This is a genomic window from Lysobacter sp. P5_C4 (assembly GCF_054049695.1).
The window spans coordinates 245,967-272,428 of sequence record NZ_JBFULX010000002.1 but is presented as its reverse complement, the minus strand read 5'-3'; the positions used below and the strand labels follow the sequence as shown (position 1 = coordinate 272,428).

Below are 26,462 nucleotides of genomic sequence, written 5' to 3'. Positions count from 1 at the left end.
CAACGCGGCCCCCTGCCGCGGCGGTCCCTGCGTTGTTCAGCTTCGACGCGGCTCGTCCCGCAGCAGCCCGCGCCAGACGGTGGGCCCCAACCCGACCATCTTGCGCACGAAATCGAAGAAGCTCGTGTAGCGCCCAGGGAAGCGCCGCACGCGGTAGAAATATTCGCCTACGAACAGGCCGCCGACCAGCCCGTAATTGAGGAGGTTGGCGAACCACGACCACGCGCTCTCCGAGACCGTGACCGGCGGGGCGATGCCGAGGCTGTGCAGCAGCCCCCCGGGCACGGCGACCAGCGCGAGCAGGAAGTTGCAGACGGCCAGGCCCGAGAGCACCGCGGCCCACGTGGCGGTGAGCGTGCGCGAGTAACCGAGCAGGTCGGGCGTGAGTTGCGCAAGCGGCACGCCGTCGATCGCCGACACCATCCGCGTGATCAGCGGCACGTGGCCCTCCCGCAGCGTGCGGCCGAAGGTCCATGCCACGAGTGCGACGAACGCCGCCGGCACGAGCAACAGGACCATGTGCAGGTGCGGCGAGTGCGCAACGGTCACCAGGCCAACAACGGTGGCCAGCAGCACGCCCCATGCCCACGCGCGCCGGTTGAGCAGGAAATCGAGCAGCACGAACACGGCCAGGTCGCCGAGCGCGAAAGCGACGAGCACCGGATCGTCGCGCAGGCTCGCCAGGTGGGCGAGCACGGGATAGGCCAGCGCCAGCGCCAGCCGCGCCAGCGACGTTGCGTTCAAGCGGTGGTGCGGTGTTGTTCGACGTGCGCCGACAACGCACGCAGGGACGCGAAGATGCGGCGGTTGGCGTCGTTGTCGGAACGCAACTGGAAGCCGTACTGCTTGGAGATCGCGAGCGAGAGCTCCAGTGCATCGATCGAATCCAGCCCGAGGCCGTCGTTGAACAGCGGCGCGTCCGGGTCGATCTGCGCGGCATCGACGCCTTCCAGGTTCAGGCTTTCGACCAGCAACTGGGCGAGGTTGGCTTCGGCGGGGCTCTGCTGGGACATCGGGTGTTCCGGAATGCTGGGATGGCTGCATTCTAGCCGCGGTGCGGGGCTTCGCGGTCCGGGCCCGCGTTATGATGCCGCCCGCATCTCTTCACTTCCACGGATTGCATGACCACGGACACACTCGCAGCACCCGATGCCCCCGTGAAGGCGACCGATTCGAACGTGCATGAGGTCGACGTGCATGAGGTCGACGTGCTGGTGGTCGGCGGCGGGCCCGCGGGCACCACCGCGGCCACGCTCCTGGCGCGCCGCGGTCATCGCGTGTTGCTGCTGGAGAAGGCGAGCCACCCGCGCTTCCACATCGGCGAATCGCTGCTGCCGATGAACCTGCCCATCCTCGAACGCCTCGGCGTGCTCGACCAGGTGCGCGCCATCGGCACGTTCAAGCCGGGCGCCGAATTCCCGGTCGACGACGTCAATTTCAATACGTTCCGCTTCGAGCGCGCGATCGATCCGAAGTTCGGCTACGCCTACCAGGTCAAGCGCGAGGAATTCGATCAGCTGCTGTTCGAACACGCGAAGGCCAACGGCGTCGACGCGCGCGAACGGGTGAAGGTCGAGCGCATCGAATTCGGCAAGGACGGGCGCCCGGAAGAGGCGATCGCGAAAGACGCCGACGGAAACCAGCTGCGCGTGCGCATGCGTTACCTGGTCGATGCGAGCGGCCGCGACACGCTCATCGGAGCGCAGCTGAAGTTGAAGCAGAAGAACAAGCTGCACCAGTCCGCCGCGATTTTCAGCCACTTCACCGGCGTGACGCGCCGCGATGGCGAGGACGCGGGCAACATCACCGTGCAACGTTTCGACCACGGCTGGATGTGGCTGATCCCGCTGCAGGGCGATGTGATGAGCATCGGCGCGGTGTGTTTCCCCGAATATCTCAAGACGCGACGCGGCGAGAACGAAGACTTCCTCATGCGCACGCTCGCGTCCGAGCCGTCGGCATGGAACCGCATGGAAAACGCGCAGCGCGTCGCGCCCGTGCACGTCACCGGCAACTATTCGTACACGTGCTCGCGCATGACGGGCCCGGGTTGGGTGATGGTCGGCGATGCGTACGCATTCGTGGATCCGGTGTTCTCGTCGGGCGTGTACCTGGGCATGAACAGCGCGGAGATGGCGGCCGGGGTGGTCGATGGCGCGCTGCGCGATCCTGCGCGCGAATCGGCGCTGCAGTCCGCGATGGTCGGGCGCCTCAAGCGCGGCCTCAAGCACTTCCAGTGGTTCATCTACCGCTTCAACACGCCGGTCATGCGCCACCTGTTCAACAATCCGCGCAACGTCTGGCAAGTGGAGCAGGCCGTGATCTCGATGCTGGCCGGCGATGTGTTCGACAACCGGAAGGTGTTGCGGCGCCTGCGCATCTTCCGCGCGATCTACGCCTTCACCGCGTTGCAGCTCGCACCGCAGGCCTTGCGTGGCTGGCGCAACCGCCGTCGCCAGGTCAACGTCGCGGTGAGCGGCGACACGCTGCAGTCGGGCAACCCGTGAGCGCCGTCCGGCCCCTCGCGCACGCGCCGCAGATGCGCGTGGATTACATCGCCGATGCGAGCGCCACCGCGCTCGCGGGCCTGCTTGCGCAGCACGACACGCTCGCCGTCTTCGGCTTCGGCAGCGACGCACCGGCGCACGCCGATCCGCGTTACCTGCGCGTGCCCTTGCAGCCGCATGGCGCTGCGCCGTTCGAAGTGTGGCGCACGCCCGGCCCGGTCCAGGCCGGGCAGCAGGGCGCATTGCGCTTCGCCGAATCCGAGACGCTGCAATTCGGCTGGATCGAAATCCCCGAAGGCGATGGCGGGCTGGAAGCGGCGAGCGCGCGTGCGTATGCGAACCTGTCCGCCTTCGTGCGCACGCGCGGCTTCCCGCACTTGTTGCGCAGCTGGAATTACCTCGATGCGATCACCGAAGGTGACGGCGACGGCGAGCGCTATCGCCGTTTCTGCGTGGGTCGCGCGTCGGGCCTTGGCGACATCGCCACCGGCACCTTGCCGGCGGCCACCGCCATCGGTCGTTGCGACGGTGTGCGGACGCTGCAGGTCTACTGGCTCGCCGCGCGCTTGCCGGGGACGCCCGTCGAAAATCCGCGCCAGGTGAGCGCTTATCGCTACCCTCGCCAATATGGCCCGCAGCCGCCGAGTTTCGCCCGTGCGATGGTGCCGCCCTCGCCGGGCATGCCCTTGCTGCTGTCGGGCACGGCGAGCGTCGTCGGCCATGAATCGCGTCATCACGATTGCATCGAATCGCAGCTCGCCGAAACCTTCGCGAACTTCGAAAGCCTCATCGCTGCTTCGCGCACCGTGCGGCCGGAATTGCCGGCGCGCTTCGGGCCGGATTCGCGTTTGAAAGTGTACGTGCGCGACAGCGCCGCCCTGCCGCGCATCGAGCAGGCGTTGTCCGCGCACCTGGATCCCGCGGTACCGCGCGTGCTGTTGCATGCGTCGATCTGCCGACGGGAATTGCGCGTGGAAATCGACGGCGTCCTTTGACGCCACGGAGCGGACAATGGGTTTGATCAGCCTGGTGTGGGGCATCTTCGCGCTGCTGTTCATGTGCATCGCGCTCATCCCGTTGGTGGGCATCGCCAACTGGCTGGTGATTCCCTTCGCCGCCGTCGGCGCCGTCATCGGCGCGATCGGCGTGATGCTCAGCGGCAAGGGCGGCAACGGCCGTGCCAAGGCGGGCCTGATCCTCAATGGCATCGTCATCGTGGTCGCGGTCATCCGCCTCCACCTCGGCGGCGGAATCATTTGATTTGTGCGAATGCATCCCCTGAATGGGGAATACGCAGTTCACACTTCGGCCTTTCGTCTCTGTAATTGCGCCGCTCGTCGGCTTCCAAGCGTTAGGTCCATGTGATGTGCGGTCTGTGAGGCCCGCCGCGCCTCATCCGCTGGAAGTGAAGACGCCAGAACCGTGTTGCACCGCGACATGTGGCCGCTCTGCGCACGCGCGCATTCTCGCCCTCGGCCCGTCGATGAAGCGACAGCACGACGGGCCATCCGATGTTTCGGATTTCGTTGCCGGCATCCCGTTCCGCCGGCGGCGCGACTGTCGCACTTCAGGATGAATCAAAGGGGTCCCCCGTATGAAAGGTAAGGCAACCATCGTGTTGGCCAGCATCGTGCTGGTCGGCGCAGCCGCAGCGGCGCAGGCGGCGCAACCGGATTCGAAGCTCGAGCAACGCGCCGCCAAGATCGAATCGATGAAAGCCAAGCGTCATTCGTTCAAGGCCACGCAGCCGCGCACGATGTCGCAGGCCGACGCGACGAAGGTGCGCAGGGCCGGCGGTGCACTCGCCGTGCGCGTGCCCGAAGAACTGTGGTCGACGTTGAGCGTCGAACGCGACGCCAACGGCAACCTGCGCGTGCTCGAAGCCGACGGCACGCAAGCTGCCCCCGCCACCAAGACGGAGGGCCTGCCCAATGAATAAGTCCATCCTTTCCCTCGCGATCGCACTTGGCGTCGCAGTCACCGGCATGGTCCACGCCGGCGAAATCATCCCGATCAACTTCGATGATCCGGGCGAGGGTTACAACGACAACACCGCCGTCTCCCCCGAAGGCGGGAACCCCGGCGTCACGCGCGGCCAGCAGCGTCAACTCGTCGCGCAGTTCGCGGCCGACCTGTGGGGCACGATCCTGGTGAGCAACGAGCCGGTGCACGTCGGCGCGCAGTTCAATCCGCTGGGTGCGAACGTGCTCGGTTCGGCGGGCGCGACCTACATCTTCAGCGACTTCCCCGGCTCGGTGCCGAACACCTGGTACAGCGCGGCGCTCGCCGAATCGCTGGTCGGTGCGGACCTCACCGAAGGCGACATCGACATCTTCTCGCAGTTCAGTTCGGACTTCGATTTCTACTACGGCTTCGACGGCAACACGCCGGCCGGGAAGCTCAGCTTCCTCGACGTGGTGATGCACGAGTTCGGCCATGGCCTGGGCTTCCAGAACTTCGAGAGCGAAGCGACGGGCCAGTTCCAGTCCGGCATCCCGGACATCTATTCGCGCTTCACCTACGACAACTCGCAGAACCTGTTCTGGTCGCAGATGACGGCCGCGCAGCGCCAGACTTCGGCGATCAACTACGGCAACGTGGTGTTCACCGGCGCGAGCGCGAAGACGGGCGCTGCACTCACGCTCGGTCCGCGTACCGGCTTCCGCGTCACCGCACCGGCCCCGGTCGCAGGGTTCTACGAGTACGGCACCGCGAGCTTTGGCGCGGCGCCCACGCCGGCGAACTTCAGCGGCACGGCGATCGTGGGGCTCGATGCCGGCCCGGCCACGACCGACGGCTGCACGGCGTTCACCAACGCCGCCGATGTCGCCGGCAAGATCGCGATCGTCGATCGCGGCACGTGCGGATTCGCGGTCAAGGCCGCCAATGCGCAGGCCGCGGGCGCGATCGGCCTGATCGTCGCCAACAACGCTCCCGGCAATCCGCCGCCGGGCCTGGGCGGCAGCGATCCGACGGTCACCATCCCGACGATCAGCGTCACGCAGTCCGACGGCGCGCTGCTGAAGGGCAACGCTCCGCTGACGGTGGGCTTCGCCGTCGATCCCTCGCTGCTGCAGGGCGCCGACAACCAGGGCCGTCCGCGCCTGTACATGCCGAACCCGGTCGCACCGGGCTCGTCGGGCTCGCACTACGACACGGCGCTCTCGCCGAATGCGCTGATGGAACCTGCCATCAACGATTCGCTGAACGCCGCGCTCCTGGTCGACAACAGCGCCAACCTGCTGAAGGACACCGGCTGGCGCCTCAACACCGGGACCGCGCAGATCAACGGTTGCAACACGGAAGTGAAGGTCATCACCGACTCGGGCGTCATCGTCGGCGCCAACATCGTGGCGACCAGCAAGCTGATCGCGTCGACCTCGGCCAACAGGGACCAGTACATGGCCCGCATGCAGGCCTACCGCGACGGCCTCGTCGCCTCGGGTCTGGTGACCGGTCGCCAGGGCGGCAAGATCATGTCCTGCGCGTCGAACATCGGGAAGGGTTCGAACAAGTAATCGCCGCAACGCGTTGTTCCAGACAGGCCGGCGCCTTCGGGCGCCGGCTTTTTTTTTGGCGGCGTATCATTCGCCCCCATGACCTACCCCTTCGTCCGCCCGCGGCGCATGCGTCGCGACGAGTTCTCGCGCCGCCTGATGCGCGAGCATGTCCTGACCACGAACGACCTGATCTACCCGGTCTTCGTCCATGAATTGAAAGGCCGCGCGGCGGTCGCGTCGATGCCGGGCATCGAACGCGTGTCGATCGAAGAACTCCTCCGCGTCGCCGAAGAAGCGAGCACGCTGCGCATTCCCGCGCTCGCCTTGTTCCCCGTGACCGCGCCCGATGCCAAGTCGCTGACCGCCGAAGCGGCGTGGGACGACGAGGGCCTGTGCCAACGCGCGGTGCGCGCGCTGAAGGAGCGGTTCCCCGAGCTCGGCGTGATCACCGACGTCGCGCTCGATCCGTATACCTCGCACGGCCAGGATGGCCTGGTCGACGAAGACGGTTACGTCGTCAACGACGACACGGTCGAAGCGCTGGTGAAGCAGGCCCTGTCGCATGCACGCGCGGGCGCGGATGTCGTCGCGCCTTCGGACATGATGGACGGCCGCATCGGCGCCATCCGCGGCGCGCTGGAAATGGACGGCCACCTCCACACGCGCATCCTCGCCTACAGCGCGAAGTACGCCTCCAGTTTCTACGGGCCGTTCCGCGATGCCGTCGGCTCGGCCGGCGCCCTGGGCAAGGGCAACAAGTTCACCTACCAGATGGATCCGGCGAACAGCGACGAGGCCTTGCGCGAAGTCGCGCTCGATATCGACGAAGGCGCCGACATGGTCATGGTGAAGCCGGGCCTGCCCTACCTGGACATCGTGCGCCGGGTGAAGGACGAATTCGGCGTGCCGACCTTCGTCTACCAGGTGAGCGGCGAGTACGCGATGTTGCGCGCGGCGATCGGCAACGGTTGGCTGGACGAGCGCGGCTGCGTGCTGGAAGCGCTCACGTCCATCAAGCGCGCCGGCGCGGACGGGGTACTGACGTACTTCGCGCTCGACGCGGCGCGGTGGCTGCGCGAGGCCTGAGCCCTCGCGCGAACCCGGCCGTCCACGCGGCCTGAATGCGGCGTGTGCCAGATTCGCCCTGCGCGGCCAGGGTTGGCCGAGCGCCGGGCAGGCCCCCGTTCATCGGAACAGGCCGTCCGGGAAAAGGCGGGGCGCCTTTCGAGGGATTCTCAAATGAGCAAACACTTCGCGGTGTTCGGCCACCCGGTCGCGCATTCGCTTTCGCCGAAGATCCATGCAGCCTTCGGCAAACAGACCGGCATCCCGATCGACTACCGCGCGATCGACGCCGAGCCCGGCCAGTTCGTGCATGCGCTGTCAGATTTCATCGCCATGGGCGGCGTCGGCGCGAACGTGACCCTGCCGCTGAAGCAGGTCGCCTTCACCCTCTGCGACGACCTCACCGAACGCGCACGCCGCGCAGGCGCGGTGAACACGCTCGTGCGCAATGGCGATACCTGGCACGGCGACAACACCGACGGCGCGGGCCTGGTCCGCGACCTCACCGACCGCCACGCGCTCGACCTGCGCGCGCGACGCACCTTGTTGCTCGGCGCCGGTGGTGCCGCGCGCGGCGTCGCGCCGGCCCTGCTCGATGCGGGCATCGGCGAGATGTACATCGTCAATCGCACGCCGCAACGCGTCGACGCACTTGCCGATGCGCTGGGCGAACCGGGCCGGGTGCATCCGCGTTATCTCAACGACATCGCCTCCTTCGGCGAGTTCGACCTGATCATCAATGCGACGTCCGCCGCGCGCGACGGGCAGATCCCGGCCTTGCCGCGCAGCATCGTCGGCCGTCGTTGCGCCGCGGTGGACCTCAATTACGGCGAGGCGTCGATTCCCTTCCTCGCCTGGGGGCGGGCCGCGGGCTGCCACGATGTCGTCGACGGCCTCGGCATGCTGGTGGAACAGGCGGCGGAAAGTTTTGCGCGCTGGCATGGCGTGCGGCCGGAAACCGACGCGGTCTACGCGATGCTGCTGTCGCACCACGATGCGTTGGTGACCGCGGACTAAGGGTTACAGCGCGCCGTCGCGCTTGATCGCCAGGTAACGCTCGACGAGGGCGCCGGGCAATTGTTCGGACGTCACGTCGAGCACGTGCACGTGCTGGGAGCGCAGCGCATCGTGCGCGGCCTTGCGTTGTTCGAGATAGCGCGCGACCGCGGCGGTGCGCAACGCGCCCGGCAGATCATCGGTGGTGCTTTCCAGTGAGGCGTCCAGCGCTTCTTCGCGCAGGCTCGCCACGACCACGCGATGGCGCCGCTGCAACATGCGCACCGCCGCCAGCAAGTCGTCGATGTCTTCGTCGCGCAGGTTGGTCACGAGCATGATCAGGCCGCGACGTGTCTGCCGCGTCGCGAGTTCGGAGGCGGCGGCGAGATAGTCGGTGGCCACCGGGCTTGGCTGCACGTCGTAGGTCGCCTGCAGCAGCGTGTCGATCGCGGCCATGCCGCGCCGCGGCGCGACGAAACGCTGGTCGCCGCCCGTCGCGAGCAAGCCGACCGCGTCGCCCTGCCGCAGCGCGACGTACGACACGACGAGCGCGGCATCGAGCACCCGATCGAAATGCGTGAGCTCGCCATCGCGCGCGAGCATGCGGCGGCCGGTGTCCATCACCACGATGAGCTGCTGGTTGCGCTCTTCCTGGTATTCGCGCGAAATCAGGCGGCGCATGCGCGAGGTCGCCTTCCAGTCCACCTGGCGCAGGCTGTCGCCGACGCGGTAGTCGCGCATCTGGTGGAAGTCGGTGCCTTCGCCGCGACGGCGCTTGAGGTGCGCGCCGACCAGGCGCGAGGCCTGGTCCGCAGTCAACATCGCAAGGCGCGTGAGCGGCGCGAAGTTCGGGAAGACACGCACCGAACGCGCAGTCCCCGCGACCAGCGCGCGACGCCACAGGCGCCACGGCGAATGCAGCCGGACGTGCACCCCTTCGAACACGTGGTCGCCGCGTTCGATCGGCTTCAGCGTGTAGGAGAAGGTCGCGCTCGTGCCGGGTTGCAGCGTCAGCGAACGCGGCAAGCCTTGCGCCGCCCATGCGCCGGGGTGCAGGTCATGCACGTCCATGCGCAGCGGCGCGCCGCCGTTGTCGATCTGCAGGGTCACTTCGCGCTCGACGCCGAGCGGCAGCGCATCGGGCATGTGGCGCGCGACGTCGGGCACCGCACGACGACGCAAACGCCAGCCATCGACGAGCAGCACGCACAGCAACGCTCCGCCGGCCAAGGTCCACGCCAGCGGCGGCACGAGCGCCGCACTCGCGAGTGCGCCAACCAGCGCCCACGCGGCCAGCGCCCACAGCAGGGGCGGTGCGGGCCTCACTGGCGCGGCGCTTCCACCTTGGCGAGCAGCGCGTGCAGCACGTCGTCTGGCGCCTGGCCTTCGATCTGCAGCTCCGGGGCGAGGGCGATGCGATGGCGCAGCGCGGGCTTGGCGATTTCGCGGATGTCGTCGGGCGTGACGAAGTCGCGTCCCGCGAGCACGGCCTGCGCCCGCGCGGTGCGTACGAGCGCGATGCTGCCGCGCGGCCCCGCGCCGAGCGCGATGCCCGGCCACTTGCGCGTGGCGGCGGTGACGCGCACGGCGTAATCGATCACCGCCGGATCCACGCGCACGGCGGCCGTGCCGAGTTGCAGCCGCACGATGTCGCCATCGGCGACGACGCGCCGCACGCTCGCAAGATCGAAATCGGCGGCCATGCGCCCTTCGCTCACCGCGGCGACCATGCGTTTTTCGTCGGCCAGGCTCGGATAGCCGATCAACAGCTTGAGCAGGAAACGGTCGAGCTGCGCTTCGGGCAACGGATACGTGCCTTCCAGCTCGAGCGGATTCTGCGTTGCGAGCGTCATGAACGGCGGCGCGAGCGGGAAACTCTGGCCTTCGATCGTGACCTGCTGTTCCTGCATCGCTTCGAGCAACGCCGACTGCGTCTTCGCCGGTGCGCGGTTGATTTCGTCGGCGAGCAGCAGGTTGGTAAAGACCGGGCCGCGGCGTACCTGGAAGCGTTCGGTCTTCGGGTCATAGACCGCATGGCCGCTGATGTCGCTCGGCATCAGGTCGGGCGTGAACTGCACGCGCGCGTGATTGCAGCCCAGCGCCTGCGCGAGTGCGCGCACGAGCAGCGTCTTGCCCAGGCCCGGCACGCCTTCGAGCAACACGTGGCCGGCGGCAAGCAGCGCGACGATCACCTGGTCGAGCACCGCATCCTGGCCGATGAAGGCCTTCGCGACTTCATCGCGGATGGCGGCGGCTTGCGCGACGAGCGCCTCGCCGATGATCGCGTTGGAAGGAACAACCGGCGAGGCCGGCGTGGCGATGTCGTTCATGTGTGTCGTCCCAGGGCAATGAGGCGGGCGATGCGGTAGCGGAAATCCTTGGCGTCGAATGGCCGCGGCGCTTGCAGCGCATCGGCGATGTCGGCGGCGGGCAAGCCGGTGCGGCGTGCGAGGCGGTCGACCTGCGCCTGGCCTTCCAGCGCGGCGGCGATCGGATCGGTGCGGCGCAGGCGCGCGATCACGTGCGCGCGCAGCGCTGAATGCAACAGGTGCGCGCGGCCATAGCGATAAAGATGATCGCCGGTGGCTTGCACGTGTTCGAGCAGCGAACGGCGCGCATCGGGCGGCGACGGCAGGCGCGGGCCGAAGCGCTGCATGCGCATCCACAACCATCCCGCGATGCACAGCGCCAGCGCGACGAGGGCGCGCCATGCGTTTTCCGCCAACAGGCGCCACAGCGACGGCATTTCGGAGGCGTAGATGAGGTGGAACGTGCCGCGATTCCAGTTGGGTTGGAGCAGTTGGCGAGCGAAATCGCGGTTGGCCGTGTAACGCAGCGCCGGGGATCGCATCGGGTCGAGCGTGGCGACGACATCGATCGTGCCCGCGCCTTCGCGGAATCGGGCGAATCCCTCGCCCTCCGAGTCACCCCAGGACAGCGCCGGTGCGGCGTCCTTGTCGAGCCGGAAGCGATCGGCGCAAAGCAATCGGCCATCGAATTTGTCGGCCTTGCCTGCTTGCGTTCCGGCCGCGGGCGCGAGACACGCGTCGTCGACGAAACGATGTCGGCCGACGCCAAGACCCGCGAGCAGCGTGGCGTCGCGCCCGCTTTTTTCCGGCAACGCGGCCGGCGCCTGCACGATCAGGTGGCCACCGCGCGCAACATGCGCGCGCAGCGCCTCCACTTCACGCCGGGACAGCCGCGCGGGATCGGCGAGGAGCAGGACCGTGTCGCCCGGCTGCAGCGGATGCTTTTCATCGAACAGGTGCGGCCGCGATTGCACGCGCTGATGGTCGTGCTGCAGCGCGATCTTCAGCGCGTACAGCGGGTTGTAGACCGCCTCGCCCTTCGGCGGGAGCGGAAGATCGACCGCCTTGCGTTCGAAGGCGAGCACCAACCAGGCGACGAGCAACCCGACCGCGGCCAGTGCGATCACGCCGATGGCGATCGGCTTGCCGTTCGTCATCGTGTCCATCCGAAACGCTCGCAGGCGAGGGAGAGCAAGGATTCGAAGTCGGCCCGTGCCGGCATCCGGTGGGCATAGGCGGCGTATTGCCAGGTGCGCACGACGCGCGCGAATACGTCGCGATCTTCGGCGGCACCCAGCGCACGCGATGCGCGCAAGCATTCGGCTTCGGTCGCGCCGGGCACGAGCGCCGCGCCCGTGCGGGCGACCATGCTCTCGACACTGGCGCGGTACAGCAGCGCGAGTGCGCGACGCGCGAGGCCTTGCGACCACAGCGCACGCGCGGCGGTCGCGACATCGTCGGGCAAGGCCTGATCGGCATCGAGCGGCGCGGAGTCGATCGGCGAAGGCGCCGCGGACCGCTGCGGCACCGCCGCACGCAGCCATGGCCACCAGCTCCGGAACGTCCAGAGCAACAGGCCCACCAACAGGCCGAGCACGATCCACAGCGCGTACTTCACGATACCGGCGATCATCCCCGCGATGAACAGGACGATCGGACCTGCGTTCGCAGGCTTCTTTTTCTCGAGATTGCGCGGCACCCACATCGTGCGGCGCTCGATCGGATGCAGCAGCGGGTCCTTCTCGGTCGCTTGGACGGCTTTCTCGAAATCGGCGGCATCGACGTACGCATCGCCCATCGCCTCGCGCAACGCGGGCGTGTCGCGCTTCGCCGGCGCGGCGCTTGCGCGATGCCCGGGCGCGAAGGCGAGGCCCACCGTGAAGAACACGATGAGCAGCGCGCCACCGAGGCGTTCGCGCAGCCGGCGGAACGCGAGTTCGACGTCCCACGCTTCCAGTTGCGTGCGGCGATTGAGGTACAGGCCGAAACCGGCGCCGATGTAGAACGGTTCGAGCAAGGTCGTCGGAAGGTAGGTGAGCGCCGCCGTCGCCACTTGCAGCCAGGTCGATTGCGCGAAGTACGACAGACCGAATCCTTCAGCCAGCCCTCGCCAGGCATCGACGGGCGTGAACATCGGCACGAGCGCGATCACGCCGGCGAAGAACGCGATTTCGAAGTTGGCGAACGCCACCGTCAGCCACGCCGCCACGCCGCGCGCCGAACCGCCGATGACGTTTCGTCGCTGGCGTTTGTGCGTGCCACCTTCAAGCAGGTCGACGGGCAGGTACAGCGCGCGGTAAGGGCTGAAGCGCCGCCACGTCAGATAGTGCGCCATCCAGCGCCATCCCCACGTGCGCTGCGCGGCGAGTGTTTCGCGCACGCCCGGCACCGAGCCGAACACCGCGCGCGAGACGACGAACAGCACGATGCGGTCGAACACCGGCTTGAGCCACCAATACGCAAGGCCCACCCATTCCAGCCGACCCATCCACGCGAAGGCGCCGCACAACGCGATGAACACCGGCAGCGTGACCAGCACGTAGGGAATCCAGATCGCGCGCGCATGCGTGCGCACGAGCGCGGTGCCGAGTTCGACGGCTTCCCACGAGGAACGCGGGCGCAGTTCGACGGAAATCTGGTCAATCCGCATCGGGCAGGCCCCTGCCGCCGAAGGCGAGCCACGCGAACACCAGCGTCCACAACACGCCAGCGACCGCGTACATCAGCGTTGCAGGCAGTGTCGCCATCGACGACCAGAACGCTTCGATGAAGGCTGCGATCAACAACATCAGGGCGACGCCCAGGCACAGGCGCGCACCGCGCTTGCCGCCTTCGATGAGTGCATCGACGCGGCTGCGCCGGCCCGGCGCGATGAAATCCAGGCCCAGCCGCAGCCCCGCGCCGCCGGCGATCACGATCGCGGTGAGTTCGAAGCTGCCGTGGCCCGCGGCGAAGCGCCACAGGTTCGGCCCGAGGCCGACGTTCTGCAGGTGCGCGCCGATCGTCCCGAAGAGCACGCCGTTGTAGACCAGCATGAAGATGCTGCCGATGCCGGCCAACAATCCGGCCGCGAAGGTCCGCAAACCGATGGAGATGTTGTTGAGGATGTAGAAGCCGAACATGCCCACGTCGGTGCCGCTGTCGCGCCCGATCTTCCCCGTCGCCTGCGCCGAGGCGTACATCGTTTCCATCTCGGTCATTTGCGCCTGGCCGAGCACGCTGGACGCAAGTTCGGGAGACCAGCGCACGAGCAGGAACATCGCGACCAGCGGGAGCACGAAGCATGCGAGCGCGACTGCCATGCAGCCGCGTTCGGCGCGGACCAGGCGCGGGAATTCGGCGAGGAAGAAACGCGGGATGCGCGACCAGCGCGGCGGCGCGGCGCGATACAGGGCCGTGTGCCCGCGTTGCATCAATTGTTGCAGGCGATCGACGACCGCGGGGCTGTAATTGCGGCGGCGCGCGAGGCCGAGATGCTGGCACAGGCGGCGATACGCGTGCGGGGCATCTTCGTCGGGCAAGCCGCGCCAGGTTCGGTCGTTGCGCGCGCGACGCGGGCTGTGCGCGCGCGCCTGGAGCCACGCTTCGAAATCGCTCCACTCCCCGGCGTGGCGCGCGACGAATTGCTCCTGTCTCATCGGCGGCCCAGCAACCAGTTCGCGATGCCGGCCAGGCGCCGCACGCCGAGATCGCCGCGCGCACCGGTCGCCACTTCGGCAATGTCGGCGAGCTCACGTTGGCGCTCGGGCGTCAGGCGCGGCGCGCGTTCGGCGAATGCGATCACCGCCGCCTGTTCGGCGGGGCGCAGCGGCACCACGGGACCGAGTGCTTCGACCTCGACCAGCGGCGGGCGTGCGCGTTCGTTCGCGACGTGCACGACCACAGTGTGCGCGACCATGTCGCCGATGCGACGGCCATGCGGATCGGCGAGACTGGAAATCAAACCGACGGTGTAACCGAACGGCAGCATGTCGACGGTGCGCAGCAGGTTGCGCACGATCGCCGCGATCCAGCCGACGGGCGCCCCGTCGGCGGAGACCACGCGCAGTTCCATCACGCGTTTGCCCGGGGTCTGCCCGTTGAACGCGCCCTCGCACACGATCGGATAGCCCCACATCAGCGCGAAGATCACGATCGCGTACAAACCCGCGCCGGCCTGCTGCAATGCGAGGAGCACCGAACTGGCCGCGATCGCGATGCCGCCACGGATCGCGAGGTCCAGGGCCCACGCGAGTGCGCGTGGGACCGGGCCGGCAGTCGGCAATCGCAACGCGACGCCTTCGGGCGTGTGGACTTCGCGTACGGTGTCGAGCATGCCGCGGTACGACGCGATGCGTTACGCGTCGACGACGATCGTGTCGGCGATCTTGTCGTGCAGCGTGCGGCGGTCGTCGGCGAAGATGAAGAGCGGATCGGCGAGGCTGAAAAGGAAGCCGATGACCGGAATCGCACCGATGATGCCCGGCACCAGGCTGCGCAGGGCCAGAATGCGTCCGAGGCTCGCGCGGCTGCCGTCGGAACGGACGATGCGGATGCCCAGCCAGCGCTTGGCGATGGTCTGTCCCGTCTTGTGCAGTTGAACAAGGTTGACCACGCCTAGGATCAGGGCAACCACGCCCATCACGCCGAACATGACGTTGGGCGACGACGAGCCCGTTGCATCCTTGATCATCATCAACGGCACCATGCAGATGAAGAAGGCGAGCACGAAGACGAGGCTATCGAGCAACACCGCGCCCAGGCGCTTGCCGCGCGAGGCGAGTGCGAACTGCTCGGTGACGTATTGCGTTTGTTCGATGCGCGCGCCCGGCGCGGCGTACGGATTGACGCCGTTGGTGTCCTGCATTGTGTGTCCCCTGTTGTTTGCGACTTTCCCCGCCGCTACTTTGGACTGCCGGGGAAGCGGCCGCAACTCAGGGCGTGGCGGCCGCCAGGTACTGGTCCTTCAACCGAATGTAGTGACCGGCGGAGTAATAGAGCCCCTCGATTTCCGCATCCGACAACATCCGCACGCGCTTGGCCGGATTGCCCAGCCACAATTCGCCGCTGCCGACGACCTTGCCCGGTGCAATGAGCGCACCGGCACCGACGAACCCGTGTTTTTCGATGACCGCCCCGTCCAGCACGATCGCGCCCATGCCGATCAACGACGCATCCTCGATGCGGCAGGCGTGCACGATCGCCTTGTGACCGATGGTCACGTCGCTCCCGATAACGGTCGCGAAGCCGCCCAGCTTCGCGTGCGGACCATCGTGGCTCACGTGGACGACGGTGCCGTCCTGGAGATTGGTGCGTGCGCCGATGCGGATGAAGTTGACATCGCCGCGCACGACGGTGCCGGGCCACAGGGAGACGTCGTCACCGAGCACGACATCGCCGATGACGGTGGCGGCGGGATCGACGTACACGCGCTCGCCGAGGGTGGGCAGGTGGCCGGAATAGGGACGAATCGACATGCGGGCATTGTAAGGACACCAGCGCATACACTGCCGGCATGAACGACATGAATGCACAGTCGCCGTCGTTGGCGGAGCTCGGGCCGACGCTGGAGCGGCTCCGCGGCGCCTGGCGCGCGAACAAGCCGAGCCTGGAGCAGCGCCGCGCCGACCTCGGCCGCCTGCGCCACGTGTTCGCGCGCCGGCTCGACGCGATGGATGCTGCGATCCGCGCCGACTTCGGACATCGCTCGCCGCACGAAAACCTCATCTCCGAGGCGACGGTGACGCTGTCGGAGATCGACTTGGCGCGCCGCAAGGTGCGCCAGTGGGCGAAGCCGCGTCGCGTGGGCGTGGGCTGGAAGTTCTGGCCGGCGCGCGGGGAATTGCGGCCGATGCCCGTCGGCGTGGTCGGCATCATCAGCCCCTGGAATTACCCGGTGAACCTCGCGCTCGTGCCGCTGGTGTCGGCGATCGCGGCGGGCAACCACGTGTACCTCAAGCCGTCGGAACACACGCCGCGCACGAGCGAATTCCTGCACGCGTTGCTGGCCGACGTGTTTCCCGCCGATCGCGTGGCGGTCGCGGTGGGCGGCGCGGACCTCGGCGCCGCATTTTCCGCGCTGCCCTTCGACCATCTGCTGTTCACCGGTTCGACCGCGATCGGCCGGAAGGTGATGGCCGCCGCTGCGCCGAACCTCACGCCGGTTACCCTCGAACTCGGCGGCAAGGCGCCGGCGGTGGTCGCGCCGGATTTTCCGCTCGACCTGGCCGCGGCGCGGATCGCGAGCGGCAAGTGGTTCAACGCGGGGCAGACGTGCATCGGCGTGGATTACGCGTTGGTGGATGCCGCGCGACGCGAAGCGTTCGTCGATGCGTTGCGTGCGCAGGTGGCCGCGCGTTTCGGCGACCTGTCGGACGCCTCGAACTACACGCGCATCATCAACACCGCGCAGTTCGACCGGTTGCAGGGCTTGCTTGCGGATGCGCGTGCGCGCGGCGCGACGGTCGTGCCGCTCATCGATGTCGCGGCCGAGCGCATGCAGGCGGAACGCCTCATTCCGCCCACGATCGTGCTGGATGCACCGGACGACAGCGCGCTCATGCGCGACGAAATCTTCGGCCCGATCCTTCCGGTAAAAGCGTACGCGCGCCTGGACGACGCGCTGTCCTACATCGGCACGCACGATCGGCCGTTGGCCTTGTATCCCTTCTCCAATCAACGCGCGACGGTGGAGCGAATCGTCGGCGCGACCCTGCCCGGCGGCGTCACCGTGAACGACACACTCGTGCATTTCGCGGTCGATACCTTGCCTTTCGGCGGCAGCGGGCCCAGCGGCATGGGGGCGATCCATGGCCGCGCCGGCTTCGAGACGTTCAGCAAATTGCTGCCGATCCTGCATCAATCGCGGTGGGCGGCGACCGACTTGTTGCGGCCGCCGTATACCGGATTCGTCGATCGGCTGGTGCGCTTCCTCGCGCGCTAGGCCGGCTCGCGCGGATGCACCCAGTTCGGTAGCAGCGTGTAGGGGTCCAGCGCGAGCCTGCGATCGTACGCGACGCCCAGGGCATCGAGCCGCCGCTGCAGTTCCCCGCTGCGCATCGCATCGAACAACTCCGTGCAACCCCCGATGCGCTCGCCGCCGATGAAGATCTGCGGGATCGTCGGTGCGAACTTCGCCCGCAACACGGCGCGGATTTTTACGCCGAGATCGCCTTGCTGGTACGCGACCGAATCCAGGTCGACGCTTTCGTATGCGAGCCCCATCCGCGCAAACAACTTGCGCACCGCCCAACAGAATTCGCACCACTCCAGCGCGAACAACACGACGGGTTTGTCGCGCACGACCTGTGCGACGAAGGCTTCGGCGCTCGCATCGAGTGGTTCTTCCGCGGGCGCCTGCGACGGCGCCGGCACGGCACACGCAGAGGGCGGCGGTGCGCGATCGAAGCGATAGCCGGGCGTCGAGCGCGAGATCGCAACTTCGTCATCGTTCATCGTTTCGCTGATGTGCTCGAACAGCGGCGTCGACATGTAGCGCTCGCCGGTGTCGGGCAGCATGCACACGATGTTGGTGCCCGGTGCGCTGCGTTGCGCGACGGTGAGGGCCGCGGCGAGTGTCGCGCCGCCCGATGTCCCGACGAGGATGCCTTCGACCGTCGCGAGTTCGCGCGCCAGGCGCAGCGCTTCGTTGCCGGCGATGGGCACGATCTCGTCGACGAGGTGCTCATCGCGCGCCGATTCGGTCAGTCTCGGAATGAAATCCGGGGTCCATCCCTGGATCAGGTGCGGTTGGAAATGCGGATGGCTGCGACTGGGTTCCCCGGTCGCATCGCGCGGCTGCGGAATGCCGCTGGCGAGGATCGGTGCGTTGTCCGGTTCGGCCACCACGATGCGGATGCGCGGATCGGTTTGCCGCAATACGCGGCCCACGCCCAGCAGCGTGCCGCCCGTGCCGGTGCCGGTGACGAAGCAATGCAACGGCACGTCGGCGAAATCGGCGAGGATTTCCTTCGCCGTCGTGCGCATGTGGACTTCGGCGTTCGCGGGATTTTCGAACTGCCGGCACAGATACCAACCGTGCGCCTCCGACAGTTCGACGGCTTTCGCCAGCATGCCCGAGCCTTTGTCCGCGGCGGGCGTGAGCACCACCTTCGCCCCGAGGAAGCGCAACAACTTCCGCCGCTCGATGCTGAAGTTCTCCGCCATCACCACGACCAGCGGATAACCCTTCTGCGCGCACACCATCGCCAGGCCGATGCCGGTGTTGCCGCTTGTGGCTTCGATCACGGTCTGGCCCGGTGCGAGCGCGCCCGTGCGTTCGGCGGCTTCGATCACCGCGCGCGCCATTCGGTCCTTGACCGAGGCCATCGGATTGAAGGATTCGAGCTTCGCGTAGACGTTGACGCCCGGCGGCGCGAGCTTGCCCAGGCGCACCAGCGGCGTGTTGCCGATCGTGTCGAGTATCGTGTCGTACCGCACCTTGCTGTCTCCGTTCGGCCCGGCATGGGCATGACCCTGCATCAGGACCAACGGAACCGCGCGCGCCAATGGGACCGCCTGCTTGAAGATCGCCAGCTGGAACGTCAATTCGCTCAACGTGCGCATGGCGCACCTGTCGCAATGGCTGCGCGAGGCGCAGCCCGACATCGTCGCCCTGCAGGAAACCAAGCTGGACGACGAGCGCTTCCCGGATTCGGACCTCGCCGCCCTGGGCTACCGCAGCGTGTTCTGCGGGCAGAAGACCTACAATGGCGTGGCACTGCTGAGCCGCATTCCGTTCAGCAGCGAGTGCATCACCGCGATCCCGGATTTCGACGATCCGCAGAAGCGCGTGCTGGCCGCCACCGTCGGCGATCTGCGCATCGTGGATTTGTACGTAGTGAACGGCGAGAGCGTGGGCAGCGCGAAGTTCGAATACAAACTGCGATGGCTCGCCGCCGTGCGCGAATGGCTGCGCGCCGAGTTGGTCGCACATCCGAACCTCGTCGTGATGGGCGATTTCAACATCGCGCCCGACGATCGCGACGTGCACGATCCCAAGCGCTGGCGCGAAAAGATCCTGTGCTCCACGCCCGAGCGCGAGGCGCTGCGGTCGCTGCTCGACCTCGGCCTGCACGACAGCTTCCGCCTGTTCAACGAGGAGGGCGGCCAATTCAGCTGGTGGGATTACCGGCTCGCGGCGTTCCAGCGCAACTGGGGATTGCGCATCGACCTGGTGCTGGTCAGCGACGCGTTGAAAGCGCGCACGAGGGCCGCCGGCATCGACACCACCCCACGCACCTGGGACCGGCCCAGCGACCACACGCCGGTGTGGGTGCAGATCGACTGACCGCAAAAAACAAAGCCCGGCGCGAGGCCGGGCTTTGCTTCTGTCGCGGGACTTCGGCCATCCGTGACCGCGCCCTGCATGTCGTTGTACGCAGTGCTTAGCGCACGCGACCGCGGCGGAACAGATTGACGATCGCGAGCAGGACCACCGCGCCGATCAGCGAGATGATGAAGCCCGTGACACTGAAGCCATCGTTGATGTTGGCGCCGCTGATGCCGAGCATGCCGCCGAGCCAGCCGCCCAGGAACGCGCCGACGATGCCGACGATCACGTTGAGGATGATGCCCTGCTGCGCATCGGTCCTCATGATGAGGCTTGCCAGCCAACCGACGATGCCGCCAACGATCAACCAGATGATGATGTTCATGCACCCACTCCTTTTGAAATTGTCAGCGAATTCCGATCGACCTCCCAGGGGAAGGAGGTTCGGCGGCAGTCTCTGCGGGCAGGCGTGAAGATGGAGTCAGAACTCTGGAACGTCTAAAAGCGGCTTGTTTTCAGCGGTTTGCGAAACCCGTGAAGAGCGCGTCACGCGCCCGCCAGCAACGCCGCGAGCGTTTCGCGCGGCAGCTTTCCGGTTTCGTTTCGCGGCAGGATGGGCACGCAACGCAATGGCCGCGGCAGGAATACCGGATCCAGCGCGCGCCGCAGCGCTGCAAGGATCTGCGTTTCGTCGAGCGTCGGTGCGACGGCAAGCGCGGCAATGCGGCGCACACCCCCTTCGCCCGGCTCGTCGAGCTGGAAAACGATGCCGTCCTCCACGCCGGGGATCGCGAGCAGCTTGCGCGTCATGTCGCCGAGCGACGCGCGCTTTCCGGCGATTTCGAGCAGGTCGGCATTGCGGCCGCGCAGCAGGAAGCCACCGTCGGGTTGGACTTCGACCAGGTCGGCGAGCACGACCGGCGTTTCCAGGTGCGGTGCATGCACGGCGGTGCCATCGGGCTGCGGAACGACGCGCACGCCGGGAAGCGGCGTCCACGCGGTTTCGCACGCGGTGCGCCGGCGCGCAATCACGCAGGTTTCCGTCGAACCGAAGACTTCGCGCACTTCGCAGCCGAAACGCGCTTCGGCTTGCGCCGCGAGCTCCGCCGACAGCGGCGCGGTCGCCGACACGATCGCGCGCATCGTCGGCAACGCGCAGCCGGAGACCAGCAGCGCGCGCAGGTGCACCGGCGTGGTCACCAGGATGCGCGGTGCCCGTGCATGCGCGAGCGACTGCGCGATGTCTTCGGGGAAGAATGGACGCGCCGCATGCACGGCCACCGGCCCGAGCAGCGGCAACAGCACCGACATCTCCATGCCGTACATGTGTTGCGGCGGCACGGTGGCGACGACGTGCGCATCGCCTTCGGGCCAAAGATCGGCCAACGCAGCCAGGTTCTGCGCGGTGCTGCGGCGGAAGCTGCCCCAGGTTTTCGGATTCGCCTGCGGGCGGCCGGTGCTGCCGGAGGTGTAGCCGATCGCGACGAGGGCCTCGTCGTCGAGCGTCGGTGTTTCACCGACGCGTTCGGGCAAAACGTCGGGCAGGCGCAGGTAACGCGCGGGCGAGGGCGTGAGTTCGCCGTCGCCGATGCAATAACTGTCGGGATGCTGCGCCATCGCTTCGTCGACCATGCCCGGCGCGCGCGAAGGCGGCAGCAGGTTGGTCTGCCCGCGCATCGCGATCGCGCAGAAAGCGACGAGGAAGCGATAACGGTCTTCGCACAGGTTGATGGCGTGCCGGCCGGACGGGAGCATTGCGGCCACGCCGCGCACTTGCGACAGGAAGGTGTCGAGCGGCACGTCCCCACGTGCGTCGAACACCACCGCGCGCGACGGATCGCCCGCGGCAATGGATGTATGCGGCGCGCGCGCGCCGGTCTCGATGACTGCGGACATGGCCCTGCTTTTCCCTTGGCGGCCTGAGCCGCCCCCCTTCGCGTACTTTACGCTGGCTTGCCTGTCCCGGGATTGTTCGCCCACACGATGGAACCCGCCTTCACATCGGCCGACCCGGCCCCGCTGCCGCGCTGGACCTGGCGCGACCACGCGCGCGGAACGCCTGCCGAGCCGCTCGTGCGCGACTGGCTCGCGGCGGTGCTCGCGCTGCCGGCCGCTGCGATCGACCTGCAACGCGATGCACTCGGCCGGCCCCGCCTGGCCGGCGCGCTGCAGGATCTGGACGTGAGTTGGAGCCACAGTGGCGATGGTTTGCTGATCGCCCTGGGGCAAGGCGTGGACGTCGGCGTGGATCTCGAACGCGCCCGCCCGCGCCCGCGCGCGCTCGAACTCGCGCACCGCTTCTTCCATGCCACCGAACACGATTGGCTGCGCGCCTTGCCCGAACCCGACCGCAACGAGGCCTTCCTTCGCCTGTGGTGCGCGAAGGAAGCGGTGTTGAAGGCGCATGGGCGGGGGATCGCGTACGGCCTGGACAAATTCGGGTTGGCCGATCTCGAAGGCGGCCTGGCGATGACGCACCCGGATGCCGGCCTCGGGGGCCCGTGGTCGGTGCATGAATGGGCGCCGCGGCCCGGCTATCGTGCGGCGCTCGCGTGGCGCGGCCGCTAAGATGCGCGCCCCATGACGACACCCAACGCCCCCGATCTCACCGCCTTGCGCCCCGAACTCGAAGCGGGCCTGCGCGTGCTCGGCCTCGATCTCGCCCTGTCCACGCCCCTGCTGGACTACCTCGCGCTGCTGGTGCGCTGGAACGCCACCTACAACCTCACCGCCATCCGCGACCCGCGCGAGATGGTCGCCAAGCACCTGCTCGATTCCCTGGCGATGCACCCTTACGTCGATGGCATCGCAAGCCTGGCCGATCTCGGCACCGGTGCGGGCCTGCCCGGGATTCCGCTCGCGATCGCCAAACCGGGCCTGCGCGTGTCGCTGGTGGAGAGCAACGGCAAGAAGGTGCGCTTCCTGCGCGAGTCGATCCGCAAGCTCGGGTTGTCGAACGCGGAGGCGGTCGAATCGCGGATCGAGGCGTTCGATGCCCCCGGCCGGTTCGATGCGATCACCGCGCGCGCGCTCGCCACGCTGCCGTCGATTCTGGAATCAGGCGGCCATCTCCTGCGACCCGGTGGCGTTCTCCTCGCAATGAAGGGCGTGGTGCCCGTCGACGAGATCGCCGCGCTGCCGGGGGGATGGCGCATTCGTGAGATGCATCCGATGCGTGTCCCCGGTCTCGATGCCGAGCGGCACCTCGTCGTCGTGGCTGCGGCATAATCGGGATCCGGCCGCCTCCACCGAGCAGCGCCGAACCACCGGGGGACATCGCGCCGTGACGGCCCGCATCATCGCTGTTGCCAACCAGAAGGGCGGCGTCGGCAAGACCACCACCTCCGTGAATCTCGCGGCGGCCCTGGCGCGCACGCCAAAACGCGTGTTGCTCGTGGATCTCGATCCGCAGGGCAACGCGACGATGGGCAGCGGCGTGGACAAGCGCGAACTGCGCGCATCCATCACCGACGTGCTGTTGGAGGAAATGCACGCGCCTTCGGCGATCGTGAAAACGCCCGAAGGGTTCGACCTCCTTCCCGGCAACATCGATCTCACCGCAGCGGAAATCGAACTGATGGACGAGGAAGGCCGCGAGCAGCGCCTCAAGCGCGCGCTCGAGCCGCTCCGCGACCAATACGACTTCATCATCATCGACTGCCCGCCGGCGCTGTCGCTGCTCACGCTCAACGCGCTGACGGCGGCCGATTCGATCCTCGTGCCGATGCAGTGCGAGTACTACGCGCTGGAAGGCCTCTCGGCGCTGATCGACACGATCGAGGCGCTCAAGCGCAGGCTCAATCCGACGCTCGAAATCGAAGGCGTGCTGCGCACGATGTTCGACGTGCGCAACAACCTCGCCAACGCGGTGTCGGCGGAGTTGACGCAGCACTTCGGCGACCGCGTGTTCCGCACCATCGTGCCGCGCAACGTGCGCCTGGCCGAGGCGCCGAGCCACGGGCAGAGCATCGTCGCCTACGACAAGGCCTCGCGCGGCAGCGTCGCGTACCTCGGCCTGGCCGGTGAAGTGATGCGTCGCCAGCGCGAACGCGAACAGGCCGCCAAGAGCGTGCCGCAGGAACCGAAGAAGGAAGTGCAAGCATGACCGTCGCGAAGAAGCGCGGCCTCGGGCGAGGTCTCGAAGCCCTGCTCGGGCCGAAGGCCGCCGCCGAAACCGCGCCGCTGGAAGCCCAGCCGGGCGAAATGCTGCGCCAGTTGCCCGTCGGCCAGTTGCAGCCCGGCCGTTACCAGCCGCGCAGTGGCATGGACCAGGGCAAGCTCGCCGAGCTGGCCGAGTCGATTCGCGCGCAAGGCGTGATCCAGCCGATCGTCGTGCGCGAGATCGACAACGCCGGCAAGGGCGCGCGGTTCGAAATCATCGCAGGCGAGCGTCGCTGGCGCGCCTCGCAGCTCGCGGGCCTGGCGAGTATCCCGGCGGTCGTGCGCGTGGTCGACGACCACGCCGTCATCGCGATGGCGCTGATCGAAAACATCCAGCGCGAAGATCTCAATCCGCTGGAAGAAGCGTTGGCGCTGCAGCGCCTGATCGACGAATTCGACCTCACCCACGCGCAGGCCGCCGATGCGGTGGGCCGTTCGCGCGCGGCGGTGTCCAACCTGCTGCGCCTGCTGGAATTGCCGCCGGAAATCCGCGTGCTCGTGGAAACCAAGGCCATCGAGATGGGCCATGCGCGCGCGCTGTTGACGCTCGCGCCGCAGGCCGCGGTCGCGCTGGCGCGCCAGGCTGCCGAACACGAATGGTCGGTGCGCGAAGTCGAACATCGCGTGCAACAACTGATGGCCGGCCAGGTGGCCAACGGCAGCGCGACGCGCAAGGCCAAGCCAGCGAAGGCCAAGCCGCAGGCCGACATCGCGACGCTGGAGCGCGAGTTGTCCGAAACCCTCGGTACGCGGGTCAACGTCCTGCACGGGCGCGCGGGCAAGGGCCGGCTGGTGATCCACTATTCGGACCTGGAATCGCTCGACGGCGTCCTCGAACGCCTGCGCGGCAAGGCCGAATAGGCCTGTCGCACGGGCGTGAGGCCGCGTGCACGTGCGCGCGGCTAGGCTGCGGCAATTTTCGAAAAGCGGAGCTGCACGCGCCATGACGGACACGGCTGTCACCGAAACGATCCTCGTCACCGGCGCCGCCGGTTTCATCGGCGCCTACACCTGCCGCGAGTTGCATGCGCGCGGCGCGAACGTCGTCGGCCTGGACAACTTCAACGACTACTACGATCCGCAGCTCAAGCGCGATCGCGTCGCCGCGCTGTGTCCCGACGTCGAAATCGCGCAGATCGACCTGACCGATCGCGCAGCGCTCGAAGCGCTGTTCGACACGCATCGCTTCGGCCGCGTCATCCATCTCGCGGCGCAGGCGGGCGTGCGCTACTCGCTGGAAAATCCGCACGCCTACGTCGACAGCAACCTGATCGGCTTCGTCAACATGCTGGAGTTGTGCCGGCATCGCGGCGTCGAACACGTGGTCTATGCGAGTTCGTCGTCGGTGTACGGCGATTCGGCGACGCCGCCGTTTTCCGAAGCGCAGCGCATCGACCGCCCGCGTTCGCTCTACGCCGCCACCAAGGCCGCGAACGAACTGATGGCCCACACCTACGCGCACCTTTACGGGCTACGCGCGACGGGGCTGCGCTTCTTCACGGTGTACGGCCCGTGGGGCCGCCCCGACATGGCGCCGCTGCTGTTCTCGCGCGCGGTACTCGCCGGGCGGCCGATCCAGGTGTTCAACCACGGCCGCATGCGACGCGATTTCACGCACATCGACGACATCGTCGCCGGCGTGCTCGGTGCGATGGACGCGCCGGCGCGCCCCGCGGGCGAGAACGCGGCCGAAGGCGGGCCGCATCGCGTCTACAACCTCGGCAACCACACGCCGGTGGAGCTGGAGCGCTTCATCGAAGTCATCGAGGCCGCGGCGGGCCGTCCGGCGGAAAAGACCTACCTGCCCATGCAACCAGGCGACATGGTCGAGACCATGGCGGATACTGCGCGCGCCCACGCGGACTTCGGTTTCGAACCCGCGACCCCCATCGACACCGGCCTGCCACCCGTCGTGCGCTGGTGCCGCGAGTACTTCGGAGACAAGGCTTGACCCACGCCCCGCAGCTGTCCGTCGTCGTGCCGGTCTTCAACGAGCAGGACAACGTCGGTCCCTTGCTGCGGGAAGTCGTGGCCGCGTTGCGCGGCCACGTGGAATTCGAAGCGATCTTCGTCGACGACAATTCGAAAGACGGCACGCTCGCCGCATTGCGCGCGCTGAAGTCCGAGGTGCCGGAACTGCGCGTGTTGCATCACGTGAAGCAGAGCGGCCAGAGCACCGCGATCCGCACCGGCGTGCGCCATGCGCGTGCGCCGTGGGTGGCGACGCTCGATGGCGACGGGCAGAACGATCCGGCCGACATTCCCAAGCTGCTCGCCGCGCGCGATGCGGCGAAGCCGGAGATCCGCCTGTTCGCCGGCTGGCGCGTCAATCGCCAGGATTCGGGCAGCAAGCGCTGGGCCTCGAAATGGGCCAATGCGATCCGAACGCGCATGCTGCACGACGACACGCCCGACACCGGCTGCGGCATCAAGCTCTTCGAACGCGATGCCTTCCTCGACCTGCCCTACTTCGACCACATGCATCGTTATCTCCCCGCGCTGATGCAGCGCGCGGGCTGGCAGACGGTGAGCGTGCCGGTGAACCACCGCGCCCGCTCGACCGGCGTGTCGAAGTACAACAACCTCAACCGCGCCCTGGTCGGCATCCGCGACCTGATGGGCGTGGCTTGGCTGATCGTGCGCAGCAAGCGCACGGGCGTCGAGGAGTCCTGAG

28 protein-coding genes and 1 pseudogene are annotated in these 26,462 nt (G+C 67.8%); 15 read left to right on the top strand and 14 right to left on the bottom strand.

Features of this window, described 5'->3' with window-relative positions; translation table 11 throughout:
* Positions 1 to 36: 36 nt before the first annotated feature.
* Together ACXJJ8_RS05750 and ACXJJ8_RS05745 are read right to left on the bottom strand one after the other, a co-directional pair.
* Positions 37 to 744: a COG4648 family protein gene (locus ACXJJ8_RS05750; protein ID WP_499027563.1), complete on the bottom strand. Its 708-nt coding sequence runs from the start codon at positions 742 to 744 to the stop codon at positions 37 to 39.
* Positions 741 to 1,013 (bottom strand): phosphopantetheine-binding protein, encoded by a 273-nt coding sequence (locus ACXJJ8_RS05745; RefSeq protein WP_499027559.1) that lies wholly within the window; start codon positions 1,011 to 1,013, stop codon positions 741 to 743. Before ACXJJ8_RS05745 ends, ACXJJ8_RS05750 begins: the two co-directional genes overlap by 4 nt.
* Positions 1,014 to 1,121: 108 nt before the next feature.
* Here ACXJJ8_RS05745 and ACXJJ8_RS05740 point away from each other — a divergent pair, with 108 nt between their 5' ends.
* The 7 genes from ACXJJ8_RS05740 to aroE all read left to right on the top strand — a co-directional run bounded on the left by ACXJJ8_RS05740 (position 1,122) and on the right by aroE (position 8,089).
* Entirely contained in the window at positions 1,122 to 2,507 is a 1,386-nt protein-coding gene (locus tag ACXJJ8_RS05740; protein ID WP_499027557.1) for an NAD(P)/FAD-dependent oxidoreductase, read from the top strand.
* Positions 2,508 to 2,539: 32 nt separating this feature from the next.
* The gene (locus ACXJJ8_RS05735; RefSeq protein WP_499028595.1) at positions 2,540 to 3,502 is read left to right on the top strand and encodes a chorismate transformation FkbO/Hyg5 family protein; all 963 of its coding nucleotides are present in this window, start codon (positions 2,540 to 2,542) and stop codon (positions 3,500 to 3,502) included.
* Positions 3,503 to 3,518: 16 nt separating this feature from the next.
* Positions 3,519 to 3,767, top strand: coding sequence for a hypothetical protein (locus ACXJJ8_RS05730; protein ID WP_499027555.1), 249 nt, complete (start codon positions 3,519 to 3,521; stop codon positions 3,765 to 3,767).
* 334 nt (positions 3,768 to 4,101) lie between these two features.
* Positions 4,102 to 4,446: a hypothetical protein gene (locus ACXJJ8_RS05725; RefSeq protein ID WP_499027553.1), complete on the top strand. Its 345-nt coding sequence runs from the start codon at positions 4,102 to 4,104 to the stop codon at positions 4,444 to 4,446.
* Positions 4,439 to 6,025 carry a PA domain-containing protein gene (locus ACXJJ8_RS05720; RefSeq protein WP_499027551.1) on the top strand — a complete coding sequence of 529 codons (1,587 nt, stop codon included), beginning with the start codon at positions 4,439 to 4,441 and terminating at the stop codon, positions 6,023 to 6,025. The genes ACXJJ8_RS05725 and ACXJJ8_RS05720 overlap by 8 nt, the downstream gene beginning before the upstream one ends.
* Before the next feature lie 78 nt (positions 6,026 to 6,103).
* Entirely contained in the window at positions 6,104 to 7,093 is a 990-nt protein-coding gene (gene hemB / locus ACXJJ8_RS05715; RefSeq protein WP_499027549.1) for a porphobilinogen synthase, read from the top strand.
* Positions 7,094 to 7,246: 153 nt separating this feature from the next.
* A complete protein-coding gene (gene aroE / locus ACXJJ8_RS05710) occupies positions 7,247 to 8,089 on the top strand; it encodes a shikimate dehydrogenase (RefSeq protein ID WP_499027547.1) in 843 nt (280 codons plus the stop codon).
* A gap of 3 nt (positions 8,090 to 8,092) precedes the next feature.
* Here aroE and ACXJJ8_RS05705 read toward each other — a convergent pair whose 3' ends face one another.
* From ACXJJ8_RS05705 to ACXJJ8_RS05670, 8 genes are all read right to left on the bottom strand, one after another.
* The gene (locus ACXJJ8_RS05705) at positions 8,093 to 9,394 is read right to left on the bottom strand and encodes a DUF58 domain-containing protein (RefSeq protein WP_499027545.1); all 1,302 of its coding nucleotides are present in this window, start codon (positions 9,392 to 9,394) and stop codon (positions 8,093 to 8,095) included.
* Complete coding sequence (locus tag ACXJJ8_RS05700; protein ID WP_499027543.1) at positions 9,391 to 10,398, bottom strand: AAA family ATPase; 1,008 nt, start codon at positions 10,396 to 10,398, stop codon at positions 9,391 to 9,393. Before ACXJJ8_RS05700 ends, ACXJJ8_RS05705 begins: the two co-directional genes overlap by 4 nt.
* Positions 10,395 to 11,534 (bottom strand): DUF4350 domain-containing protein, encoded by a 1,140-nt coding sequence (locus ACXJJ8_RS05695; protein WP_499027541.1) that lies wholly within the window; start codon positions 11,532 to 11,534, stop codon positions 10,395 to 10,397. Before ACXJJ8_RS05695 ends, ACXJJ8_RS05700 begins: the two co-directional genes overlap by 4 nt.
* Positions 11,531 to 13,027 (bottom strand): DUF4129 domain-containing protein, encoded by a 1,497-nt coding sequence (locus ACXJJ8_RS05690; RefSeq protein ID WP_499027539.1) that lies wholly within the window; start codon positions 13,025 to 13,027, stop codon positions 11,531 to 11,533. The genes ACXJJ8_RS05695 and ACXJJ8_RS05690 overlap by 4 nt, the downstream gene beginning before the upstream one ends.
* A complete protein-coding gene (locus tag ACXJJ8_RS05685) occupies positions 13,017 to 14,015 on the bottom strand; it encodes a stage II sporulation protein M (protein ID WP_499027537.1) in 999 nt (332 codons plus the stop codon). Before ACXJJ8_RS05685 ends, ACXJJ8_RS05690 begins: the two co-directional genes overlap by 11 nt.
* The gene (locus ACXJJ8_RS05680; protein ID WP_499027535.1) at positions 14,012 to 14,692 is read right to left on the bottom strand and encodes an RDD family protein; all 681 of its coding nucleotides are present in this window, start codon (positions 14,690 to 14,692) and stop codon (positions 14,012 to 14,014) included. The genes ACXJJ8_RS05685 and ACXJJ8_RS05680 overlap by 4 nt, the downstream gene beginning before the upstream one ends.
* A 21-nt stretch (positions 14,693 to 14,713) precedes the next feature.
* Positions 14,714 to 15,223 carry an RDD family protein gene (locus tag ACXJJ8_RS05675; protein WP_499027533.1) on the bottom strand — a complete coding sequence of 170 codons (510 nt, stop codon included), beginning with the start codon at positions 15,221 to 15,223 and terminating at the stop codon, positions 14,714 to 14,716.
* A gap of 67 nt (positions 15,224 to 15,290) precedes the next feature.
* Positions 15,291 to 15,833 carry a gamma carbonic anhydrase family protein gene (locus tag ACXJJ8_RS05670; RefSeq protein WP_499027531.1) on the bottom strand — a complete coding sequence of 181 codons (543 nt, stop codon included), beginning with the start codon at positions 15,831 to 15,833 and terminating at the stop codon, positions 15,291 to 15,293.
* A gap of 47 nt (positions 15,834 to 15,880) precedes the next feature.
* Here ACXJJ8_RS05670 and ACXJJ8_RS05665 point away from each other — a divergent pair, with 47 nt between their 5' ends.
* The gene (locus ACXJJ8_RS05665) at positions 15,881 to 17,299 is read left to right on the top strand and encodes a coniferyl aldehyde dehydrogenase (RefSeq protein ID WP_499028592.1); all 1,419 of its coding nucleotides are present in this window, start codon (positions 15,881 to 15,883) and stop codon (positions 17,297 to 17,299) included.
* On the opposite strand, the gene ACXJJ8_RS05660 is transcribed toward ACXJJ8_RS05665, so the two are convergent.
* Together ACXJJ8_RS05660 and cysK are read right to left on the bottom strand one after the other, a co-directional pair.
* Positions 17,296 to 17,811 carry a glutaredoxin gene (locus ACXJJ8_RS05660; RefSeq protein WP_499028588.1) on the bottom strand — a complete coding sequence of 172 codons (516 nt, stop codon included), beginning with the start codon at positions 17,809 to 17,811 and terminating at the stop codon, positions 17,296 to 17,298. The genes ACXJJ8_RS05665 and ACXJJ8_RS05660 overlap by 4 nt on opposite strands.
* Positions 17,791 to 18,837 (bottom strand): annotated as a pseudogene (cysK, locus tag ACXJJ8_RS05655) (cysteine synthase A); the annotation flags it as partial. The pseudogene cysK and the gene ACXJJ8_RS05660, both read right to left, overlap by 21 nt.
* A gap of 40 nt (positions 18,838 to 18,877) precedes the next feature.
* On the opposite strand from cysK, the gene xth reads away from it, so the two are divergent.
* The gene (gene xth / locus ACXJJ8_RS05650; protein WP_499027529.1) at positions 18,878 to 19,645 is read left to right on the top strand and encodes an exodeoxyribonuclease III; all 768 of its coding nucleotides are present in this window, start codon (positions 18,878 to 18,880) and stop codon (positions 19,643 to 19,645) included.
* A gap of 97 nt (positions 19,646 to 19,742) precedes the next feature.
* On the opposite strand, the gene ACXJJ8_RS05645 is transcribed toward xth, so the two are convergent.
* Complete coding sequence (locus tag ACXJJ8_RS05645) at positions 19,743 to 20,012, bottom strand: GlsB/YeaQ/YmgE family stress response membrane protein (RefSeq protein ID WP_036168653.1); 270 nt, start codon at positions 20,010 to 20,012, stop codon at positions 19,743 to 19,745.
* A gap of 161 nt (positions 20,013 to 20,173) precedes the next feature.
* The gene (locus ACXJJ8_RS05640) at positions 20,174 to 21,523 is read right to left on the bottom strand and encodes an AMP-binding protein (protein WP_499027526.1); all 1,350 of its coding nucleotides are present in this window, start codon (positions 21,521 to 21,523) and stop codon (positions 20,174 to 20,176) included.
* 87 nt (positions 21,524 to 21,610) lie between these two features.
* Between ACXJJ8_RS05640 and ACXJJ8_RS05635 the strand changes: the two genes are divergently transcribed.
* The 6 genes from ACXJJ8_RS05635 (at position 21,611) to ACXJJ8_RS05610 (ending at position 26,461) form a co-directional block, all read left to right on the top strand.
* Positions 21,611 to 22,195 (top strand): 4'-phosphopantetheinyl transferase family protein, encoded by a 585-nt coding sequence (locus tag ACXJJ8_RS05635; RefSeq protein WP_499027524.1) that lies wholly within the window; start codon positions 21,611 to 21,613, stop codon positions 22,193 to 22,195.
* A 12-nt stretch (positions 22,196 to 22,207) separates the two neighbouring features.
* On the top strand, positions 22,208 to 22,855 hold the full coding sequence (gene rsmG, locus ACXJJ8_RS05630; RefSeq protein WP_499027522.1) for a 16S rRNA (guanine(527)-N(7))-methyltransferase RsmG: 648 nt from the start codon (positions 22,208 to 22,210) through the stop codon (positions 22,853 to 22,855).
* Between the two features lie 55 nt (positions 22,856 to 22,910).
* Positions 22,911 to 23,732, top strand: a complete 822-nt coding sequence (locus tag ACXJJ8_RS05625) for a ParA family protein (protein WP_499027520.1) — start codon at positions 22,911 to 22,913, stop codon at positions 23,730 to 23,732.
* Positions 23,729 to 24,649, top strand: coding sequence for a ParB/RepB/Spo0J family partition protein (locus ACXJJ8_RS05620; RefSeq protein WP_499027518.1), 921 nt, complete (start codon positions 23,729 to 23,731; stop codon positions 24,647 to 24,649). Before ACXJJ8_RS05625 ends, ACXJJ8_RS05620 begins: the two co-directional genes overlap by 4 nt.
* A gap of 82 nt (positions 24,650 to 24,731) precedes the next feature.
* Positions 24,732 to 25,739 carry an SDR family NAD(P)-dependent oxidoreductase gene (locus tag ACXJJ8_RS05615; protein ID WP_499027516.1) on the top strand — a complete coding sequence of 336 codons (1,008 nt, stop codon included), beginning with the start codon at positions 24,732 to 24,734 and terminating at the stop codon, positions 25,737 to 25,739.
* The gene (locus tag ACXJJ8_RS05610; RefSeq protein ID WP_499027514.1) at positions 25,736 to 26,461 is read left to right on the top strand and encodes a glycosyltransferase family 2 protein; all 726 of its coding nucleotides are present in this window, start codon (positions 25,736 to 25,738) and stop codon (positions 26,459 to 26,461) included. The genes ACXJJ8_RS05615 and ACXJJ8_RS05610 overlap by 4 nt, the downstream gene beginning before the upstream one ends.
* Position 26,462: the final 1 nt, after the last annotated feature.